This window comes from Pedobacter cryoconitis (assembly GCF_003259615.1).
Classification (GTDB): domain Bacteria; phylum Bacteroidota; class Bacteroidia; order Sphingobacteriales; family Sphingobacteriaceae; genus Pedobacter; species Pedobacter cryoconitis.
The window spans coordinates 54749-75694 of record NZ_QLLR01000009.1 but is presented as its reverse complement, the minus strand read 5'-3'; the positions used below and the strand labels follow the sequence as shown (position 1 = coordinate 75694).

The window sequence follows — 20946 nt, the reverse complement described above, 5'->3', positions numbered from 1 at the left end:
TATGAGCGTTAAATTATTATTTACAGTTCCGCTGCTGCTGAGTGTATTCCTTTGCGCCGGACAAGAGAAATCTTATACGCAGCAAATTGAAGGCACTAAACTGAGTTTTAAGATGCAGGCTATTCCAGCCGGAGAATTCCTGATGGGAAGTACCAAAGGAAAAGCGGATGAACTGCCTGTACACCGGGTAAAACTGGACGCTTTCTGGATGGCTGCTTTTGAGCTGACCTGGGATTTATATGAGCCTTTTTTGTATAAGGATTATGAGGCTTCGCATAGCACGGGGCCTGTACCTGCAAATGTAGATGCAGTGACCAGGCCTACCAAGCCGTATTTGGATATGACTTTTGGCATGGGAAAAGAAAACCATCCTGCACTGGCCATGACACATTACAATGCGATACAGTATTGTAAATGGTTATATGCCAGAACGGGCGTTTTTTACCGCTTACCTACCGAGGCTGAATGGGAATATGCCTGCAGAGCGGGAAGTACCAGTACGTATGCTTTTGGGGAAGCCGCTGCCGGATTGAGTGATTATGGCTGGTTTAAGGAAAACAGCGGGGGCAAAACTCATCCTGCAGGCCAGAAAAAGCCAAACCAATGGGGCTTATTCGATATGTATGGCAATGTCGGGGAATGGACGTACGACCAGTATGCTGCAGATTTTTATGCGGCGCAGCAAAAAGGGGTTGCAGTTAATCCTGTAGCTGCTCCTTCAAAATTATATGCACATGTGATTCGCGGGGGGTCTTATGAAGATGGCCCGTTAGATTTACGCTCAGCAGCGAGGCTTGCTTCTGATCCGGTCTGGAAACAGCTTGATCCCCAGATCCCGAAAAGCAACTGGTGGTTTCCTGAGGCTCCATTTATTGGAATGCGCCTGGTCAGACCTGTAAATACACCATCCAAAGCTGAAATAGCAGCTTATTATGATCAACCTGTTATTGCCGATTATTAAACACAATGAACAACCAAATAGAACCTAAAACTGATTTTACTATGAACAATGAAGAATTACGTGAAAAACGTCGTGAATTTTTAAAGTCTTCGGCATTGATTGCCGGTGGTGTATTGTTAAATCAATTCGCTTTTGCAGGCGGCCATACTTCCGTTGACGATACGATTAAGATCGCCTTGATCGGTTGCGGAGATCGCGGAACTGGTGCTGCTTTCCAGGCTTTAAGCACTACTCAGAATATAAAGCTGGTAGCGATGGCCGATGCTTTCCAGGATAGGATGGACAATAGTTATAAAGTCCTTTTTGATAAATTTAAAGATAAAGTCGATGTCCCTAAGGAACGTCGTTTTATAGGTTTTGATGCTTATAAACAGGCGATTGCGCTGGCAGACGTGGTTCTATTGGTGACCCCTCCGGGATTCAGACCTGGTCATTTTGAAGAAGCTGTTAAACAGGGGAAACATGTTTTTATGGAAAAACCTGTCGCAGTGGACGCGCCGGGAATCCGCAGGGTACTGGCAGCAGCAGAAATTGCTAAACAGAAAAAACTGAATGTCGTGGTTGGTTTACAGCGCAGATACCAGGCCAATTACAGGGAAACGATGAAAAGAATACAGGATGGCGCTATAGGTGAAATTTATAGCGGACAGGTGTATTGGAATAGCGGTGGGGTTTGGGTTAAAAAACGTGAAGCTCAGCAAACAGAAATGGAATATCAGATGCGCAACTGGTATTACTTCAACTGGCTTTGCGGGGATCATATTGTAGAACAGCATGTCCATAATATTGACATCGCGAACTGGGTGAAGGGTGCTTATCCTGTTTCTGTACAGGGAACCGGCAGCCGCGCCTGGAGAACGGGAAAAGATTATGGTGAAATCTATGACAACCATGCAGTAGAGTTAACTTATGCTGACGGAGCGGTGATTTACAGCCAGTGCCGCCATTTTGAGGGCACGGAAAACCGGGTAGATGAAACGTTCCAGGGCACTAAAGGCCGGACGTATTTATCGGCAGGAAACCATGGGGTATTGTGGGACCATAAGGGAAAAGAAATATTCAGCCACCCGACCAAAGGCAATAAAAATCCTTATCAGACAGAGCATGACGAGTTATTTGCTGCAATTGCTAATGGAGAGTTTAAATTCAGTGATGCGGAACGCGGAGCGAAAAGCTGTTTTACGTCAATTATAGGCAGGTATGCTACTTATTCTGGTCAGACGATTAAATGGGATGATGCTTTAAAAGCAGATAACAGTTTGTTTCCGGCTGAACTGAGCTGGACGGCTAATCCAAGATTAATGCCTGATGCGAATGGTTTATACCCAATTCCAACGCCTGGAAAAACTAAGGTAATTTAGTGGTCCTGGTCTATAAAACTTGGGTAATCGTTGTATTGCTGTTGCTTTCTTTCTTTGTTAAAAGGAAGGAACAACAGCAATATACTTTGCATGGTTACGCACAGGGCACCGATTATTCTATTAAATATTATGCTGAATCTCCTTTAGTCAGCGTAGCAGAGGTGGATAGTATTTTGTTAAAGATTGACTCTTCCATGTCTTTATATAAACCTTATTCTTTGATCAGTAAGTTTAATAACGCAACTAAAGCTTTAAGTATAGATGCTCATTTTTTATGTGTGATCAATAAATCATTTGAGGTTTATAAGGCTACTGATGGCAGGTTTGATATTACTGTAGCGCCGCTGGTCCAGGCCTGGGGTTTTGGGCCTAAACCTATCACGGTATTTCCGGATAGCGCCAGGATTAAGGAATTGCTGAAAAATGTGGGCATGAACCTTTTGGAGGTTAAAGGGAATGAACTTTTTAAAAAACAACCGGGTGTACGGATAGATCTCAATGGGATTGCACAAGGGTATAGTGTAGACGTAGTTGCGGATTATCTGCTGCATAAGGGGATTACATGTTTTGTAGTGGAAATAGGCGGGGAGATCAGGATGAAAGGACCAAAACCAGATGGAACTGCGCTGCGGGTGGGTATCGAAGGACCAGCTTTAAATGAGTTGTCAGAGCCTCAAATCAGGCATGTAATTAGTTTTAAGGAAGGTGCTGTTACCACTTCAGGAAATTACAGGAAGTATTTACAGGCAGGCGGGAAAAAGATCTCTCATTTGATTAATCCGAAAACTGGTTATCCGCTGGATAATCAATTGATCAGTGTCACGATTTTTGCCAAAGATGCTTTGACTGCCGACGGGTATGACAATGCAGTGATGGCTATGTCGGTAGAACAGGCGCTGGAGTTTGTGTCCGCAAAGAAAAACATGGAGGCTTACCTGATCTATCACCGCAAAGATGGGAGCGTTACAGATACGCTGACTGCCGGATTTAAGAAAATGATTGTAAATTAACACGATATATTAATCAAGTTTAATATGAACAGAATAGAATTTTTAAGAAATAGTGCAATAGCAACCGGTGCAATGATTGCAGGTTCTTCCGTAAATGCGGTGGCCAGTTCTTCAGAAAAAACACAGGCACTGGCTGGCAAAACATTTAACCTGGATTATGCGCCACATCAGGGCATGTTTGCCCAGCATGCCGGCAAAAGCTTTACCGATCAGATCCAGTTTATGTATGACCAAGGATTCAGGTCAATTGAAGACAATGGCTTTTTGGACAGACCCTTGGCGGAACAAACGAAAATCGGTGATTTACTCGCTAAGCTTGGCATGCGGATGGGCGTATTCGTTGTAGATGGGGGTGATAACTGGAAAATATCATTGACCACTGGTAAAAAAGAGTTTAAAGACAAATTTATAGCGACTTGCCACCGTTCTGTGGAGGCTGCAAAACGTTGCAATGCCAATTGGTTAACCGTAGTTCCAGGCTTTTATGAGCGTAAACTTCCTTATGGAATTCAGATGGCAAATGTAATAGATGCTATGCGCGCAGGTGCGGAAATTTTTGAACCACACGGGCTGATCATGGTACTGGAAACTTTAAGTGACACACCTGAACTGTTTCTGCAACAGACACATGAAACTTATAACGTTTGCAAAGCAGTGAACAGTCCATCGTGTAAAATTCTTTATGACATTTACCATATGCAGCGAACTGAAGGTAACCTGATGATCAATATAGACCGCTGCTGGGAAGAAATTGCCTACGTGCAGATTGGTGATAATCCGGGAAGAAATGAACCGGGAACTGGTGAAATTAATTATAAAAACCTGTTCAAACATCTTCACGAAAAAGGATATAAAGGCGTAATGGGAATGGAACATGGCAACGCTATCAAGGGCAAAGAAGGGGAGTTACGTGTTATCCAGGCCTATAGAGAGGCAGACAGCTTCCTGTAGGAAATGTTCCGGTTTTAAAGTAAGTTTGGCCTATGGATTTTTTACACACGATTCTGGGCCCGGATATTAAAGCCGGATTACTGATTATCTTAAACCTGATTGTCATAGAAAGCTTGCTCTCGGTGGATAATGCTGCGGTATTAGCCACCATGGTCATGGATTTGCCCAAAGATCAACGTAAAAGAGCCTTGAAATATGGGATTATCGGTGCTTATGTATTTCGTGGAATTTGTTTATTCCTTGCGGCCTGGTTAGTCAAAATATGGTGGCTGAAACCATTAGGAGGGATATATTTGTTATATCTTGCTTTTGATTTCTTCAGAAAAAGAAGAGCGAAAAACGGCCCGCAGCAGGAAGAACAAATTGATAAATCAAAGAGTTGGTTTTATAAAAACACAGTCGGTTTAGTGGGGACATTCTGGGCAACCGTTGCCTTGGTGGAAGTGATGGATTTAGCTTTTTCTATTGACAATGTGTTCGCGGCCGTTGCTTTTACAGATCATATTTACCTGATCTATATCGGGGTATTCATTGGGATTTTAGCCATGCGCTTTGTAGCACAGGCATTTGTCAGGCTGATGGAGAAGTTCACTTTCCTGGAAACTGCTGCGTTTACTGTAATTGGCGTACTGGGTCTTAAGCTGACCTCATCATTAGTCACACATTTCTTTCCTGAATCGCCGGTTTCACACCTGATAGATAGTGAGAAAACAGATCTTTTCGTATCTATCTTTACTGTAGCTATCTTTGTGTTACCAATTGCCTCATCTTTGTTGTTTAACTTCCCTAAAAAGAATAAAACCCATGATGAAATTGAAGCAGAAGAAAAAGAAGCAGGAAAATCAGCTCTTAATCAGGATCAGCAAGGCAACAAACAGGCTTAAATCAAAAGTGAAAGTGCATACCCAGATAAATGTTTTGGATAAGCCAAGGTTGCGGTAGTAGTAAAATTCCTTCTTTTTATAATTGCCCAGGTAATAGCCGACTACTCCAAGTGTAATCACTTTGAACCAGATAATCACAGGCTGGAATTCGACACCCATAAGCCGGTAAGCGACAATACCAACCAAAGAGAGGATCAAAGTAGCGGCCATTAAGCCGAGATAAGAAGTGAGCAAAAGCCTTAAAATTTTCAGGGTTTTCATAATGGAGAGGATAGATACTTAAATATATATAATTAAATAACTATACTGTTAATTATGGGGGGAAATTTTAATGTGATTTTCTGATTTTTTTTCTGGGAGAAGGCACATGATATTCCTCTTCGGGATAAATATCCCACTCATTCAGCGCCTGCTGCAAACTCCCCAGCGCAGACTCTTCCATATTGACCAGGGCAGTTTCAGGCCACAGGCTATTATCCACGATCTGGACATGGTGAATTTCCAGAATAGAGTTTACCTTTTCCAGGTTTGGCTCTTTAATTCCCTGATATTTTATAATGAAGTTCATTTTTGAGACATAACATTTACATAAAGTTAATCAAAATATTGATTAAATAATACACTGAAATTTTTATGTGATCATTGGACGTTCAGGTATTTTTCGCTCCCTATAAGTATTTATACGTACCGCAAAACCGTAATTTACACCTATTGATGGGATGACTGGCAACTGATACTTTAGTATCATGCAAAAATACACCTATATCGCAGACGTTAATGAAAAAAGGTTGACATTAACGATTAACAATGCAACGGCAGTTGTACCACTCTACCAGGTGTTTACCAACGGTAGATTAGTAGGGTGTTTACTGAAAGAAAAAATGGAAGATAATTTAATCTGGAGCGGAACAACGTTGCTGATCCAAGAACTAGCCCCGGAGCTGGGAGATTTTATCAGAAGAACGGACGAGTTTTCTTTTTAAAGAGGAACCATCATATTTAAACAATGGTCCCTCTTTACTTATTTTGCAGCATCTGGCTGCTGCAACATTCCTTTGCCTTCGTACAAATTTCCGAATCCCAGTGCTTTGATATTGATGGAAAGGTATTTCACCATTTCATCTGCCCTGGTCTGATTTCTCGGTAAATTAAGCAAATCAGGGTTACCGGCCAGTATCCTCGCCGCCATACCTGTTGCTGCGGGACAGGCCATACTGGTTCCATCCATCACTGCATAAAGGTTATTGGGATAAGTAGAGATAATCCCGACCCCAGGTGCAGTCAAATCGGTTTCCAGGCCAATATTAGAAAAATCAGCTATAAAGTTAGCGGTATCTGTGCCGTAGGGTTCTTGTATTGATCCGGTTTCTACACTGTCGGGCGGAAAAGTATTCAGCCTGCCCATAGCCGACACAGCAATGGAAAGACTATCATTTGCAGGGAAGCTCACCGGACTCCTGTTGTCATTGCCATTGGCAGCAAAACAAACAATTCCGGCATTATAGGCTTCCTTGATGTAGCTTGCAATTCCTTCATCGACCTGAGATTCTCCAAGGCTCATATTGATCAGGTCACATTGGTCTGTGATGGCCTCATTGATCGCTTTCATAATGTCAAAATTCGAAGCACCACTTCCTTTTGGGAAAACGCGGTAGCTCATAATTTCCACACCGGCAGCAACACCATTCAAATCACCATAAGCCCCGATGATCCCGCCAACATGCGTACCATGGCCTTCTCCATTATCTTGATAATCAGTTTCTTTTTCACCTCTCACCAGGTTTTTACCCCCTGCAACTTTCAGGTCACGGTGAGGGCCAACGCCAGTGTCGATAATTCCAACGCGGACTTTCCGGGTAAGCCTGGGCAATTTAGCAGTATCATAAAAATATCTTAAGCTATCTTTAAAATCAAGCTTGATGGGGGTGAGCTGAATATCGAGGGTGGCCCCCAGCTGTACGTCTTTCTTAAAATAGCCCCAATAGCTGTGGTCTGCATAAACATAAATGCGCTCGGCAATACTCTTATCGAGATTCAGCGCAATAGTTCCCTGTGCGTTAGTAACACCGGAAGCTCCTTTACTGGCTGCAAAATCTGTAAAAAGAACCACTGTCGTATTTGAAATCCCTTTGCCATTGGGGTCTTTAACCGTTACAGTGACTGCAGTTTTTATTTCTACCTGATCCAGCTGGATCAGTATTTTTTTTGGTGAACAAACCGCAGGATCATAAAATTTCTCCTCAATAATCCTCAATCCGGGATAGGAGAAACGGAAATTAGCCAGCTCATCTGCATTGATTCTGATGAGTTTTGCGCCCTGGGTTTCAATAGAATCCAATACGACAACAGGAATGTCATCGCTTGATTTTTGGTGCATATTCCTGCTGGCCAGACTCACTGTAGAAGAATGTTCAACAGAATTACTCAGCATGGTCAGGAACCTGGCTACATTAGGGCTATCTTGCTGGGTAATATTGGTACGGAAGACGGGGAGCAAAATGTAGTTTTTCGAAGCAAAATTGTTCTTTTTCATAAGGACGAGGATTTAAAATTAGGTGAGGGAGTAAATTTACCACCAGGTGGTGTTGAAGCGTCTTTTCGTTTTGATGGTCTGTCTGAACCCTATGGTAGCCTCAGTATCAGCACTAGGTTTTGAGCCCAATACCTGGTTTGTACCTGTTGCAGTAGCATAAATCAGAAAACCATTTAGCAAAGCAATAAAATATCTGGAGATCTCATTTCCGGCAGACTGTGTGAGCAGGGCAGCAGCAAAGGAGATCAGAACAGAAACCAGCAAAGCAAGCCACTTCGGGTTAAAGTTGAAGACTTTCTGAACCGTACTGCAAATAATATAAACTGCACCAGTAGCACCTGCCAAAGTGCTCAGACTGGCTGTGGTAAAAAAGTCTCCGGGAATACCTGTAGAATGTAGCTCTTGCATAACGGTAAGGATTAAATAAAACAGGAGGTTTCTATTTTGCGAAATCTCTGGACATAATTGAACTGAATGAATATTTAGCGACAATACCAAAAGAGAGCCGCTCGTGAAACTGGTCAGTACTATGCAGACTGTTAAAAACATCATTCGACTGCAAGTAAAGGCCGCCTGCAAATTTGCCTTCACTTTTATAGAAATTAATTGCTGTACCAGCCTGAAAGACCTTATTAATCTCTTTTTCCTGCAGTGGAAGAATGATCCGGGTGTACAAGGTATTCCAGACCAGGCGGTAATCGTCACTTACCCGGCCATAATACAGCGCATCAGTTTTGATATTTACCCGGTTATAAGCCATATAACTGCCTTGATAGGCGCTGAGCTTAGCTTCAGTAGTTAATTCTGAATTATTCATTGTAGTAGTGTTTTTCAGGGTATAACTGGTCAGCGCTAAGGAATCAAGGTTATTATAGCGTTCATAGCCTAATGCAATACCGAATACCCAGCTTGGTGCATATTCATAATTTAAGCCTATATCTGCAAAACCGCCTCTGAAATTGACTTTTTCAAAGCGCTGGGACAGGGAAGGGGCATCCTCTGGTTTATAAAGCCTGAAATTATCTGCGTTTAAACCTGCATTAATATAAGTTGTTAAAGATTGTGTATGCCTGGTACTGCGGTTCTCTTCAATTTGCTGATTTAATAACCTCACCGCATTTTGAGCCTTTTCATTTTTATCAGGATTTGCGTCTTGAATCTCTTTAATCCTTTTTAATAATTCCAGCACGGTAGTCTGATAGCTTTTTCTTAACCCAATAAAAACACCCACTTTAGACTGCGGGGTTAGTTTGCCGCCATTAAAAAGATCAGCTATTCCCTCTCTGTTGTTTCCGCTGGCAGATAAGCCCCATACAATTTGTGAAGGTTTTTCTATAGCCAGTTTCCTGAAATTATTCCACGACGCAGATAAGGCTGCTTCATTCAGGTTAAAGGAAACATTAGCGTTCTTAGTGAGGATAGAGGATTCTCCTCTTGAATCTTCAGCAATAATTTGTGCACCAGCCCTCACAGACAGGACTATACTGAACAGCAGCAGCAGATATAGCGTTTTCATAGCGTTATTTAGTAAGTTTGTTATAATCCAGGTTTCCTCTTGTATCTGTGTACACCCTAATTGTATTGCTGGTCAGCGGTACACCATCTGCCTGAATATCTAAAGCCCAAAAATCACCAGAGAGGCCGCCTGCGTATAAAGTAACTTGCAGGCCGCCTTCTTCCAGCAGACATAAATAGTGCTGGGAGCCTTTGGTAGAAAAATTATCAGGGCTACTGTCCTGGTCGTGCGACAGGTCAATATTGGTATAGCCAATACTGAAACCATTTTCAAGAAAAGTTACGTTGGAAGACTTTTTCAGACTGTAAGTTACAGCAACAATTTTTCCCGTTTTGCCCTTGGCAGCTAGAGAAAGCTTGAAAAATTTCATAGAGTAAGTTGTTAGTAGTCAGTATTAAGGTAAGAATTTATAAATATATATTACACTAATTAGAAATAATTTTCTCCACCAATTTAACAGTTTGTTCACTTTTTTTACTGTCAAAATGCTATAAAATATAAAACCTCAAATCTGTGCGAGATCATTGCATCAGGCTATATAACAGCTTTATAAACAAATGTTAAAAAAAATAAAAAAAATAAAACATTTCGCTAATCATTGGGTTTTTAGGGTATTCAGGCAAGATTAGCCTGATTAATTTTAACAGTTTAAAACAAATGTCTTATGAAAAAATTTACTTTATGCCTGCTAACTGCTGCGATCTTAGGAGTTGGCTTGTCAGCAAATGCACAAATCCAAAAAGGTAACGTAATGGTGGGTGGTAATCTGGCCAATTTAGGTTTAGATCTGAATGGTTCTAAAAACTTCAGCCTGGATCTTACTCCAAAAGCTGCCTGGTTTATTCAGGATAATGTAGCCTTAGGTGGTTATGTGAATTTAGGATTAAAGACGGTTAAGGATGGTCCGACTACAACTAACTACGGTTTTGGTGGTTTAGGCCGTTATTATACTGGTGCGGATACTGAAGTACTTAAACATGGTCGTTTCTTCGGAGAAGCTACAGTTGGTTTTGGTGGTACAAACACAAGTAAAGGTGGTGCGAATACAAATGGTTTAGCATTCAGTTTCGGTCCTGGTTTTGCTTACTTTATTACCCCTAACATTGGTTTAGAAACTTTATTAAAGTATAATGCAACTGCAGGTTTTGGAAATACAGGTTACCAGAATAACCTTGGTTTGTCTTTTGGCTTCCAGATTTATCTGCCAGGTCAGCGCACAGCAAACAAAGTTAAAGGTGATGTAAGATAGATTAAACCCTATGATAGAAAGCCCTGTTGCGAAAGCAACGGGGCTTTTTGTTTTATAATTTTTGCAAACACCAGGTGGTCATGCAGCGCAGACTTTGAACATTGGTAGTTTTGATGGGCTCATATAAATAGCCATTAAGCTCTTTGGTGTAATTTAATAAGGTTTGCTCACTCACCAGAAAACGTGCTGAACCATCGGGTAACAAATACCTGCTATTCCCTAAAGGACTGACCAGCTCTTCTATCCCGATGTCAGAAGCCAGCCTGGCAAAAAAGAAACCACCCGGTTTAATGACTTTCCACATGGCCAGCAGCATCTGCTTAAAATGTATTTCATTTTCAGCGAAATGAAGGACGGCACTACAGATCAAAAGGTCGAAAGATTCTTCGTCAAAAGGCATATCCTCAGCACTGGAAACCCTGAAATTGATTAATGGATTAGCTGGCGCAAGGCTTTCTGATAAAGCTTTAACGGTATTTACAGCAGCAGGATTGGGGTCTATTCCGTAAACTTCAAAGCCATTGTTCAAGAAGTAGACCAGGTTACGTCCGCCGCCACAGCCTACATCTATTATTTTCCTGCAACTGTCATAATTGCCTTTCAGTAACTGATCAAAAAGATAAATATCTATGTTTCCATAAAGGTGCTTCAAGGAAGATGGGGTCATGGCTGTCTGTTAAATTAGCGAAATATACGTCAATTTACAGAATATACGCCGATTACAGACTTAAACCAATACCGGCAGCCAAACCAGCTTCGTGTCTGGTCGCACTGTTAAATTGAGATTGGAGCGTTTTGCCATCTGCTAAAAATAAATCATCAGTTCCTTTACCCGTATTGGAGTAACTGTAATTGCCTCTTGCAAAAACAGATAAGAGGGGATTGAAGCGGAAGTTCAGTTGTAAAAGGCCGTCTGTACCATAACCGTTGGCAGTATGCCGGAAACTTACCGGATGTGCAAAGGCATCAATCAGGTTCCAATCGGCTGTTGCCTTATATTTAAGTTGTTTATAATTCAACATGCCAGTTAGTGAGAACTGGTTATTCAGTCTGAAACCGGCTTCTACACCGAGCATCGGACCTGTCCAGCTGGCCTGGTAAGTGCTGTTTAAAGCTTTAATGGCAGGATCTGTTTCTTCGTCGAAATCCTTCAGGTGTAAATGCTGTGCATTTTTCAGATAACCCGCGAAAGGACTGAGTTTAAGAACGCGGTTAATTTTAAATTCATAACCACCTGCTACAGCATAAGTGTAGGTAAAACCTTCGTTGCTGTTTAAATTAGCCTGATAGCCAGGTTCGGTTCTATTGTCTGCCGCATAATCTGTATCAGATACCTTACCGCTTTTAATCGAATTACGCTGATAGTTTACCTTCAAAAAGATAGGGGACCAGGTATTCACGCGAATATCCAGTCCCATACCCGGACCCTTTATATTTTTCCATTTGACCTCCGATAACACATTGGGATTTTGGCCCATACTATTGCCTGCGATCGACCAGTTAAAATCGGCTGTACTATAACCGCCATAAACATTGAGCTCCACATTGTTTTTTTGATCACTGCCTGCTGAATAGCCGGCTATGGATTGCGACCTGGCGGAAAGCGCGATAGTTAACAGGAAAAGAAACCAACAGAATTTCATCGTATTCATAGCTAAGTTAAAGGTCCTCTGCAAAAATTATGAACCTACAATTTTGTACACTTTCACGTAATCTACATACATTTTTGCAGGTAATCTGCTCTCATCAATAGTTTGTCCCGGAAGATTACCTCCAACAGCCATGTTTAACAACAAGAAAAACGGACGGTGAAACTCATCAGTACCATTGATACTGTTGGTAATATTACCGACATGAAACTGTACGTTATCTACATACCAGGTAATCGCAGTAGGAGTCCAGTCTACACGGTAAACATGGTAATCCTGAGGATTGGTGTTGGTATGGCCGCCATAAAAAGCATAAGCCTGGTCAAACCAGTGCATCGTGCCTAATACTTCTGAAGAGGTATTTACATTTTCCATAATGTCGATCTCTCCACATTTTGGCCATCCTACGCTACCGATATTAGCGCCAAGCATCCAGAATGCAGGCCATTGTCCTTGTCCCTGGGGCAACTTGATTCTAGCCTCAAACCTGCCGTAAGTGTATTCCTTTTTTCCTCTGGTGATCATTCGCGCAGAAGTATAAGGCGCACCGCCAACACTTTGTTTTTTCGCGGTAATAATCAGGTTTCCGCCCGTTACAGTCGCATTGTCTGGTTGGTAGTATTGTTTTTCATTGTTTCCCCAGCCGCCAGCGCCAGTTTCAAAGCTCCAGTTGGCCTGGTTTACTGAATTTCCATCAAAATCATCAGACCATAACAGCTGATAGCTTACTGCGCGAGCGTCAGTATTGGCAGCGGAATCTCCTGAGGATGCGTTCACATCTTTTTTACAAGAGCTTAACAGTTGTGCACCTGCAATCAGGCACAGCATTAAATTAATTGTTTTCATAGGTGATAGGATTAGATTTGGTTATTAAGGATTTGATTAATTCAAACTAAAGGCCTCCCATCCGGAGATAGTTGCCCTGGTGCAGGTCATTTCGTTTGCTCCATTTTCTGAAGACAGGTACAAGCCATTATTGCCACGGAAAGAGATTTTCCCATCTGCATTGACCACCCAGTCGAATTTCTCCCATTCACTGATGGTCGCTCTGCTGCAGGTCACTGAAGCCGCACCATTTTCGGAAGAAACATATTTGTTCATAGACATCAGGGCAATTTTACCACCACCGGCATCTACAATTGTGAATTTTTCCCAGTCACCCGGGGCCGCTCTGTTACACCACATGGCTTTCACGCCGTTCTCGCCACTCACGTACTGGTTATTAAAGCCTTTTAGACTGATCACCTGACCAATTGGAGCAGTATTTGGATTCCCTGTTGAAGCGCCAGACCATTTAAAGGTGGCCACTGCGCCTGCAGGAAGCGTATAAGTGAAAGATTGTGCACCCCATTTAACTTTGAAGGTATTGCTTGAAGATCCGCTGTTGGAAGCAATCAGAACTTTAGTGCCATCCGTATTTTTAAAAGCCACGTTCTGAATGCTGCCTGCAATATTAGAACCGATCCTGACTGCACCAGGTCTTACAAATTTAGAAGCGTGTGCGATAATATAATAAGATACATTTCTGGTCACATTACTTCCGTTCACTGTTAATGCGCCTTCACAAGTACTGCAGCCGCCTTGGGTATGCGGCCCGTAATTTTGATCGGCAGCAAGGTTCCATTCCAGTACATTACGGCTCCAGTTTCTTGTAGCACCAATAATCAGCGTATTCACATGCCATTGCAAGTCTCCGGCAAAATTACTTGGCCCGCCAACCCATTGCTCTGTGAAATAAATGTTTTTATTCGGATAAGCGTTATGTACGTCAGTTAGTGCAGCGATATTTCCGCTGTATAAATGAAAAGCAGAACCGTCTACGTAAGCATTTGCTGCAGCATCGTTAAGCACTGCCAGCGGATAATCAGTACGGTCGGTATTATGATCGTAAGCAATAATTTTAGTCTTGATCTGATTTGCGCTGAATTGTGGCCCCAGATTGTTCTTGATGAAATTAGCCTGATCCACAGCCTGCATTACCATACTTGGATTGTTATAAGGATTTAAAGGTTCATTTTGCGGGGTAATTGCATCAATTGTAATTCCCTGATCGCGCATCGCTTTAATGTATTTAACCAAATATCTTGCGTAAGCATCATAATATTCTGGTTTCAAACTTCCATTCACATAAGCGCCGTTTGTTTTCATCCAGATAGGGGCAGTCCAGGGAGAACCCAGTATTTTGATATTCGGATTGATAGCCAGAATACTTTTTAGTACCGGAACCAGGTCGGTCATTTCGCGGCTGATGCTAAAGTTATTCAGGTTATTGTCTGTCTGACCAGCCGGAAGGTCATTGTAAGTAAAAGGCTGGGCACTTAAATCGGATGCACCAATCGAGATCCTTAAATAGCTGATACCGATGTTTGATCCGGTTGTTGCAAATAATTCCTGAAGCAGGGTGTTTTTCTGTCCTGCGCCAAGTGCGTTGATTAAAGAGGCACTTGCTCCGGTCAGCGTATAGCCAAAACCATCTATTCCCTGGAAAGAGGTGCCTTCATCGATATTGATAGTCGATGGATTAGTCCCTGCATCTGGCCCAAAGGTTACATTCGCTTGTGTTTGGAGTAATTTACTTTTGTCGGTGGTAGTTACCCATACACTGACAGATTCATTCGCACGGACAATAGTTGGTGCTGCCGCTGCTCCGGCGGAAGAGAGGTCCTTTTTACAGGAAAACAAGACGGCACAGCATAGCAGTGCACAGCCTAATAAAGACATGTTTTTGTTCATAGGGTAGATGATAATATTTGGTTTTAGGTTTAGTAAACGCCCGTAAATGTGACTCGACTGAGAGAGAAAAGAGGTGATCCGGATAAAATGTAGTTACAATATAATGGATTATTTTATAACATTTTGCTAATTAATTTAATATTTCATAAAAAATGAGCTTATTAGTGTATAAACTGTATTTATTATTAAATATAATTTCTTTGACTTTATGGAAATGAGGTTTTAAACATTCTCTGTAATTGCGTTTATTTTACACTATGAAAAATATTTAAACCTTTTAGTAAAATTAAATTATCAGTTAAATCATTATTTATTTATCATGAAAAGCTTATTATATTTTAATATTTAACTTAAAATTCTCCTGTAGAATAAAATTTGCTTCGAAACAAGTTTATTACACAACCTGTGCAACAATTGAAAGGTGCCTGCGTCTTATGATCAAATTACCAACCTAAAAACCAAATGACCAAGAACTACGCGACCCTGTTATTTTTATTCTGCCTCTCCATTTTTTTTACTTTTCCTGTTGCTGCGCAATCTCCAACAGGCACTATTAAAGGTTCGGTAATTGATTCCGCCACGAACAAACCGATAGATTTTATGACCATAGCGCTTAAAAGAGATAATGCTGTGATTAAAACTATGGTTGTCAATGCTTCAGGGAACTTTAGCTTTGAGAAAATTGCTCCGGGTAAATACACCGTAACCGCAATCGCAATTGGCTATAATGCTAAAAATGTTTCAGTAACGCTGACCAGCGGGGCTGCCGATTTAGGAAGTATCCAGATGGTTTCCCAATCCAATAATTTAAAAGAAGTAACAGTTACTGCAGATCGTCCTTTGATCAAACAGGAGATCGACCGGATTAGCTATGATATTCAGGCAGATCCTGAAAGTAAAGGACTTACTGTCCTGGACATGATGCGTAAAGTACCCTTATTATCATTAGATGCGGATGATAACATCAAATTAAAAGGCAGCGGTAATTATAAAATACTGATTAATGGCAAACCTTCTACGATGGTAGCCAGAAGTCCTAAGGATGTATTGCGCAGTATGCCAGCTTCTTCTATCCTTAGAATTGAGGTCATTACTACGCCGCCTGCAAAATATGATAGTGAAGGTTTATCTGGTATTATCAATATCATTACTTCAAAGAAAATTGATAACGGTTATAACGGGAGTTTAAACCTGCGTTACCAGGGGCCTGTTGGCGGGCCGGGTATGGGAGGTTTCGTAACTGTTAAGCAAGGAAAGTTTGGAATGACAGCTTTTGGAGGAACAGGCTTTTACAGTTCACCACAAACAGAATCTTCTACAAACAGAACAACTACCGGAGATTCACCGACCACATTAATGAGTAATGGTACACGTAAATTTGATAACAATTACCGCTATGGGGGTGTAGAATTAAGCTATGAAATTGATACTTTAAACTTAGTCACTTTAGAACTGAACCCTTACGGCGGTTATAATAAATCTTATACGACACAAGTATTCAGTTTAACCGATGGTACTCAAAATACGGCTTACAACCAAATGGGCAGAAACAGGTTCGGATGGAATGGTTTTGACGCAACCTTGAATTACCAATTAGGTTTTAAAGGCCATAAAGATCGTCTGCTGACTTTTTCTTATAAAAACGGCAACTCAGGAAATCCTCAGGAAAATCACCTGACTTTCCTGGACAGAGTTAATTTTACAGATCCTGACTTCAACCAGAAAAATAATAGCCGGACCAAGGAGCAAACCTTACAAGTGGACTATATACATCCTTTGAAAAGCATTACCGTGGAAGGCGGTGTTAAAGGGATTTTAAGAACAAACAAAAGTAATTTTGAATACGAGAGTATGAACGATGCTACCGGAGAATTTCAAACTGATCCTGGACGTACCAACAGATTTAACAACGACCAGGATGTGATTGGCGCTTATAATTCTTATGCCTATAACCTGAAAGAGTGGGGTTTTAAAGCAGGGATACGTGCTGAGGGCACCTTTGTAAAAGCTGACTTTATCAGTGCGGGTTCTAATGTAAATACGAATTACTTCAATCTGATCCCTACTTTATCGGTTAACCGCAAATTTAAAGATATGAGCAGTCTGAATTTTGGCTATACGCAAAGAATTGAAAGACCAGGTATTGATAATTTAAACCCATTTGTAGATCGTTCTAATCCTAATTTCTGGACGACTGGTAATCCTGATCTGAAAGCTGTACTGAGTAATAACTTTGAACTAACCTACAGTAAATTTAAAAAGGGATCAATAAACTTAGGATTAAGCTATCGATTTGCAAACAACACAATTCAGAACGTCGCTGTCTATAATGAAGAGGATAAGATTACCAGATCTACATTTTTTAATATAGGTAAAGATAAAGCGCTGAGTACCAATCTGAACATTAATTACCCGATTACGCCAAAATGGAACGTTTCCATGAATGGAAATCTTGGGTATATCTGGATTCAGGGTGCTATTGATGGGCAGCTAACTAAAAATGAGGGGATAACAGGACGCGCATACATCAATACCGGCTATAAATTTGAACACGGATGGAAAGCGAATGCAAGTGCAACCTTTGAAGCCCCGGAAATACAATTACAAGGGCAGACCAGTTCCTTTTTCTTCTCTTCATTTAGCGGAAGTAAAGAAATCATCAAAGATAAACTCACACTATCTGCAGGCGTGAATAATGTCTTTTCGAAATTCAGATACTATACCAACTTTACCCAGGGCGCTAATTTTACACAAAACTATCGTTCACAGAATTATAACCGTTCCTTCAATGTGAGCTTAAACTGGCGTTTCGGAAAATTAAAGGATGCTATTAAAAAGAATCAGCGCGGTATTGATAACAGTGATGTAAAGAAAAGCAGTACTTCGGGAAGTTAATTGCTATAAATTAAATCAATTCTCTGGCTTGGCTGTTGTTCTGTAAAAGACAATCTATAAATTGCCTCACGCAGTAAAAGTTCATTATGGACTGATCAGGGCAGGATTGTATGGAATAATCGAATGGCAAAGAAGAAAGAACAAACATTTACAGGCTTCGTTAAAGTACGCGGAGCTCGCGAACATAATCTCAAAAATATAGATCTTGAAATCCCCCGTGATGCACTGGTTGTATTCACGGGGGTTTCTGGTTCTGGCAAGTCTTCGCTTGCTTTCGGAACCTTATATGCTGAAGCACAGCGCCGTTATCTGGAATCGGTATCTCCTTATGCCCGAAGGTTGTTTAACCAGATGGCTATTCCTGAAGTGGATGAAATAGAGGGTTTACCTCCTGCAATTGCTTTACAACAACAGCGCGGATCTGGCACTACACGCTCTTCTGTAGGGAGCGTGACCACTTTGTCCAATTTACTGAGGATGCTGTACTCCCGCGCCGGAGACTATCCAAAGGGCCAGTCTATTATTTATGCAGAAGCATTTTCTTCCAATACACCTGAAGGAGCTTGTCCGGAGTGTCACGGTTTAGGCAGAGTTTATGAGGTTACAGAGAAATCAATGGTTCCCGATGATTCCCTGACGATCCGGGAACGTGCTATTGCAGCATGGCCCGCTGCCTGGTTAGGTCAGAATTTCAGAGACATCCTGACTACATTGGGTTATGACGTAGATATTCCCTGGCGTGATCTTCCTCAAAAAGAACGGGATTGGATACTTTTTACAGAAGAAAAACCGGTTGTACCTGTTTATGCCGGATTTAATCCGGGACAAGTTAAAGAAGCACTTAAAAATAAACTGGAGCCCAGTTATATGGGAACTTTCACGGGTGCTAAAAAATATGTACTCCATACTTTTGCCAATACGCAGAGTCAGCTGATGAAAAAGAGAGTATCAAAGTATATGCTGAGCGGAGAGTGCCCGTTATGTCACGGTAAGCGTTTACGCCAGGAATCTCTGTCAGTGAAATTCGCTGGTCTGGATATTGCAGCAATGTCCAGAGTCACACTTTCCCGCTTAAATGAGATTTTCAGTCCTTATGCGGAAGAAAAAACCTCGCCTTTAACTAAAGCAGAAAAGGAGCATCCTGAAAAAGGGATGGTCAGACAGCGGATTGCTCAGGATTTAGTTGCCCGTATCAGTGTGATGCTGGATCTGGGACTTGGTTACCTGAATCTGGAAAGAAGTACACCTACACTTTCACCTGGAGAGTTACAGCGGCTAAGGTTAGCGACACAGGTGCGTTCCAATCTTTTCGGCGTTGTTTATGTTTTAGATGAACCTTCAGCAGGGTTACATCCTGCAGATACGGAAGCGTTACTTCGGGCATTGGATAGGTTAAAGGATTCAGGAAACTCACTTTTTGTGGTAGAACACGAGGTTGATGTGATTCGTCATGCCGACTGGATTGTAGATGTAGGGCCTTATGCGGGAGAAAAAGGAGGGCATATATTGTATAGCGGCCCTCCCGAAGGACTTCGTGAAGTGGAAGATTCCCAGACCAGGAATTACATTTTTGGAGATCAGCGTATCCTTCCTAAGGAAACGAGAATACCTCAAGCATGGCTTCGCTTAGAGAACGTTACCCGTAACAATCTGAATAACTTAGCTGTTTCTTTTCCACTAGGTGTGTTTACCAGTGTAACAGGGATTTCTGGTTCTGGAAAAAGCAGTTTAGTAAGCCAGGCGCTGGTTGAGCTGGTAGCTGAGCAGTTGGGTCAGCAGGCAGATCTCATTACCGCTTCGGAAGACGAAACTGAATTACTGGAGACTAAAGTATTGACCAAAGACGGAAAAATTACGGAAGGAATGGACGCAATTAAACGCCTGGTACGTGTAGATCAGAAACCTATTGGCAGAACACCAAGGTCAAACCTGGCTACTTATACTGGCTTATTTGATCAGGTCAGGAAGCTTTTTGCCGCGACTGAAATGGCCAGAAGCCGCCGTTATGATGCCGGACGTTTTTCATTCAATGTAGTTAAAGGCCGCTGTCCACATTGTGAGGGAGAAGGATTTGTGATGGTCGAATTGCTGTTTTTACCCAGCGTATATGCACCTTGCCCAACTTGTAAGGGGACGAGGTATAATCCTGAAACACTGAAAATAAAATATAAAGAGAAGAATATTGCTGATGTATTAGCCATGACTGTAGAGGATGCCTGCGCATTTTTTAGTGCAGAACCGCAAGTATTCCGCGCATTGGACGTAGTGAGGCAGGTTGGTCTGGGTTATTTGAAATTGGGGCAGCCGGCAACAGAACTTTCTGGCGGTGAGGCACAGCGCATTAAACTTGCTACTGAACTCCAGCGTGTTCAGCATGGCAATACACTTTATATCCTGGATGAACCGACTACGGGACTGCATCCATCCGATGTAGAAAAATTAATGGTACAATTGGATAAGCTTGTAGCGCAAGGAAACACGGTTATTGTGGTAGAACATGATATGCACGTGATTGCAGCAAGCGATTGGGTGATTGATATTGGCCCTGAAGCGGGTGAAAAAGGAGGGATGGTGGTCGCTTGCGGCCCTCCGGCACTGGTAGGGAAATCGAAAACCAGCCGTACTGCACCTTATTTGAATAAATTTCTTAACCCTGAACAAACATGGAAAAGCCCGATGCCACAATAAGGATGAGATTGCCGCTACCGATGGGTAAAGCGCTGTTTGCAGGCATATTTTTATTTATCGGATTTGTTGCTACCTTGATCTTATCTTTTGAATACCAAAATCAGATAGAAGAGCTGATCGGGATAAACCTTGCTCAAATATCAATTGTTACGATAATGATAGTCATGGTAATTCCGTGGGTAGTTATTGCCTGGGTACTCTTAAGAAGGTTTGCACATTATGGACTTTTAAGTTTATACCATGATTATCTAACGATTACCAGTATTGAAAGTAAAAAGCTTATTAAAAGATACCCTGCAGCTGCAATTGCTTTTGTCAAGATACAGCATCTGTCTTATCATTTTACTTTTAATGATGATTCTGATTTCTCTGGTATAAACATGTCGGTAGACAAAAACTGTGAAGATCAGCTGTTGAAATTCGATCCTGTCTTTCACGCTTTCATCCAGCGCAATAAAATACCTATACAAGAAGGAGTAGTGCTGTAATTTTTAAAAACGAATAGAATCCCAATAA

20 protein-coding genes are annotated in these 20946 nt (G+C 41.6%); 10 read left to right on the top strand and 10 right to left on the bottom strand.

The genetic code is table 11. The features are described from left to right. Position 1: 1 nt before the first annotated feature. From LY11_RS11445 to LY11_RS11425, 5 genes are read left to right on the top strand one after another with little or no spacing between them, the layout of a single operon-like run. Complete coding sequence (locus tag LY11_RS11445) at positions 2-961, top strand: formylglycine-generating enzyme family protein (protein WP_111633831.1); 960 nt, start codon at positions 2-4, stop codon at positions 959-961. A 41-nt stretch (positions 962-1002) separates the two neighbouring features. Further along, positions 1003-2322 (top strand): Gfo/Idh/MocA family protein, encoded by a 1320-nt coding sequence (locus tag LY11_RS11440; protein WP_111633896.1) that lies wholly within the window; start codon positions 1003-1005, stop codon positions 2320-2322. Then, complete coding sequence (locus LY11_RS11435; protein WP_111633830.1) at positions 2322-3332, top strand: FAD:protein FMN transferase; 1011 nt, start codon at positions 2322-2324, stop codon at positions 3330-3332. The genes LY11_RS11440 and LY11_RS11435 overlap by 1 nt, the downstream gene beginning before the upstream one ends. 24 nt (positions 3333-3356) lie before the next feature. Then, entirely contained in the window at positions 3357-4283 is a 927-nt protein-coding gene (locus LY11_RS11430; RefSeq protein WP_111633829.1) for a hydroxypyruvate isomerase family protein, read from the top strand. 32 nt (positions 4284-4315) lie between these two features. Continuing rightward, entirely contained in the window at positions 4316-5167 is an 852-nt protein-coding gene (locus LY11_RS11425; protein WP_111633828.1) for a TerC family protein, read from the top strand. Here LY11_RS11425 and LY11_RS11420 read toward each other — a convergent pair. Both LY11_RS11420 and LY11_RS11415 read right to left on the bottom strand, forming a co-directional pair. Beyond that, positions 5126-5428, bottom strand: a complete 303-nt coding sequence (locus LY11_RS11420) for a hypothetical protein (protein ID WP_111633827.1) — start codon at positions 5426-5428, stop codon at positions 5126-5128. The genes LY11_RS11425 and LY11_RS11420 overlap by 42 nt on opposite strands. Positions 5429-5495: 67 nt before the next feature. Then, a complete protein-coding gene (locus LY11_RS11415; RefSeq protein ID WP_111633826.1) occupies positions 5496-5735 on the bottom strand; it encodes a hypothetical protein in 240 nt (79 codons plus the stop codon). Between the two features lie 178 nt (positions 5736-5913). On the opposite strand from LY11_RS11415, the gene LY11_RS11410 reads away from it, so the two are divergent. Further along, positions 5914-6150 carry a hypothetical protein gene (locus LY11_RS11410; RefSeq protein WP_111633825.1) on the top strand — a complete coding sequence of 79 codons (237 nt, stop codon included), beginning with the start codon at positions 5914-5916 and terminating at the stop codon, positions 6148-6150. Positions 6151-6188: 38 nt separating this feature from the next. Here the strand turns inward: LY11_RS11410 and LY11_RS11405 are convergent, their stop codons facing one another. From LY11_RS11405 to LY11_RS11390, 4 genes are read right to left on the bottom strand one after another with little or no spacing between them, the layout of a single operon-like run. Beyond that, the gene (locus LY11_RS11405) at positions 6189-7700 is read right to left on the bottom strand and encodes a S8 family serine peptidase (RefSeq protein ID WP_111633824.1); all 1512 of its coding nucleotides are present in this window, start codon (positions 7698-7700) and stop codon (positions 6189-6191) included. Between the two features lie 36 nt (positions 7701-7736). Next, positions 7737-8108, bottom strand: a complete 372-nt coding sequence (locus tag LY11_RS11400; protein WP_111633823.1) for a hypothetical protein — start codon at positions 8106-8108, stop codon at positions 7737-7739. Between the two features lie 31 nt (positions 8109-8139). Beyond that, on the bottom strand, positions 8140-9216 hold the full coding sequence (locus LY11_RS11395) for a hypothetical protein (protein ID WP_111633822.1): 1077 nt from the start codon (positions 9214-9216) through the stop codon (positions 8140-8142). A 4-nt stretch (positions 9217-9220) separates the two neighbouring features. Then, positions 9221-9586, bottom strand: a complete 366-nt coding sequence (locus LY11_RS11390; protein ID WP_111633821.1) for a hypothetical protein — start codon at positions 9584-9586, stop codon at positions 9221-9223. Positions 9587-9880: 294 nt separating this feature from the next. On the opposite strand from LY11_RS11390, the gene LY11_RS11385 reads away from it, so the two are divergent. Beyond that, positions 9881-10465: a hypothetical protein gene (locus tag LY11_RS11385; protein ID WP_111633820.1), complete on the top strand. Its 585-nt coding sequence runs from the start codon at positions 9881-9883 to the stop codon at positions 10463-10465. Between the two features lie 52 nt (positions 10466-10517). Here LY11_RS11385 and LY11_RS11380 read toward each other — a convergent pair whose 3' ends face one another. From LY11_RS11380 to LY11_RS11365, 4 genes are read right to left on the bottom strand one after another with little or no spacing between them, the layout of a single operon-like run. Beyond that, positions 10518-11132, bottom strand: a complete 615-nt coding sequence (locus LY11_RS11380) for a class I SAM-dependent methyltransferase (RefSeq protein WP_111633819.1) — start codon at positions 11130-11132, stop codon at positions 10518-10520. Positions 11133-11184: 52 nt separating this feature from the next. Further along, positions 11185-12117, bottom strand: a complete 933-nt coding sequence (locus tag LY11_RS11375; RefSeq protein WP_111633818.1) for an outer membrane beta-barrel protein — start codon at positions 12115-12117, stop codon at positions 11185-11187. A gap of 27 nt (positions 12118-12144) precedes the next feature. Continuing rightward, complete coding sequence (locus LY11_RS11370) at positions 12145-12960, bottom strand: glycoside hydrolase family 16 protein (RefSeq protein ID WP_211321532.1); 816 nt, start codon at positions 12958-12960, stop codon at positions 12145-12147. 36 nt (positions 12961-12996) lie between these two features. Further along, positions 12997-14847, bottom strand: a complete 1851-nt coding sequence (locus LY11_RS11365) for a glycoside hydrolase family 30 beta sandwich domain-containing protein (protein ID WP_111633817.1) — start codon at positions 14845-14847, stop codon at positions 12997-12999. 462 nt (positions 14848-15309) lie between these two features. On the opposite strand from LY11_RS11365, the gene LY11_RS11360 reads away from it, so the two are divergent. The 3 genes from LY11_RS11360 (at position 15310) to LY11_RS11350 (ending at position 20918) form a co-directional block, all read left to right on the top strand. Further along, a complete protein-coding gene (locus tag LY11_RS11360) occupies positions 15310-17742 on the top strand; it encodes an outer membrane beta-barrel protein (RefSeq protein WP_111633816.1) in 2433 nt (810 codons plus the stop codon). A gap of 123 nt (positions 17743-17865) precedes the next feature. Next, positions 17866-20430: an excinuclease ABC subunit UvrA gene (gene uvrA / locus LY11_RS11355; RefSeq protein WP_111633815.1), complete on the top strand. Its 2565-nt coding sequence runs from the start codon at positions 17866-17868 to the stop codon at positions 20428-20430. Next, the gene (locus LY11_RS11350) at positions 20406-20918 is read left to right on the top strand and encodes a hypothetical protein (protein WP_111633814.1); all 513 of its coding nucleotides are present in this window, start codon (positions 20406-20408) and stop codon (positions 20916-20918) included. Before uvrA ends, LY11_RS11350 begins: the two co-directional genes overlap by 25 nt. The last annotated feature ends 28 nt before the right edge of the window (positions 20919-20946 follow it).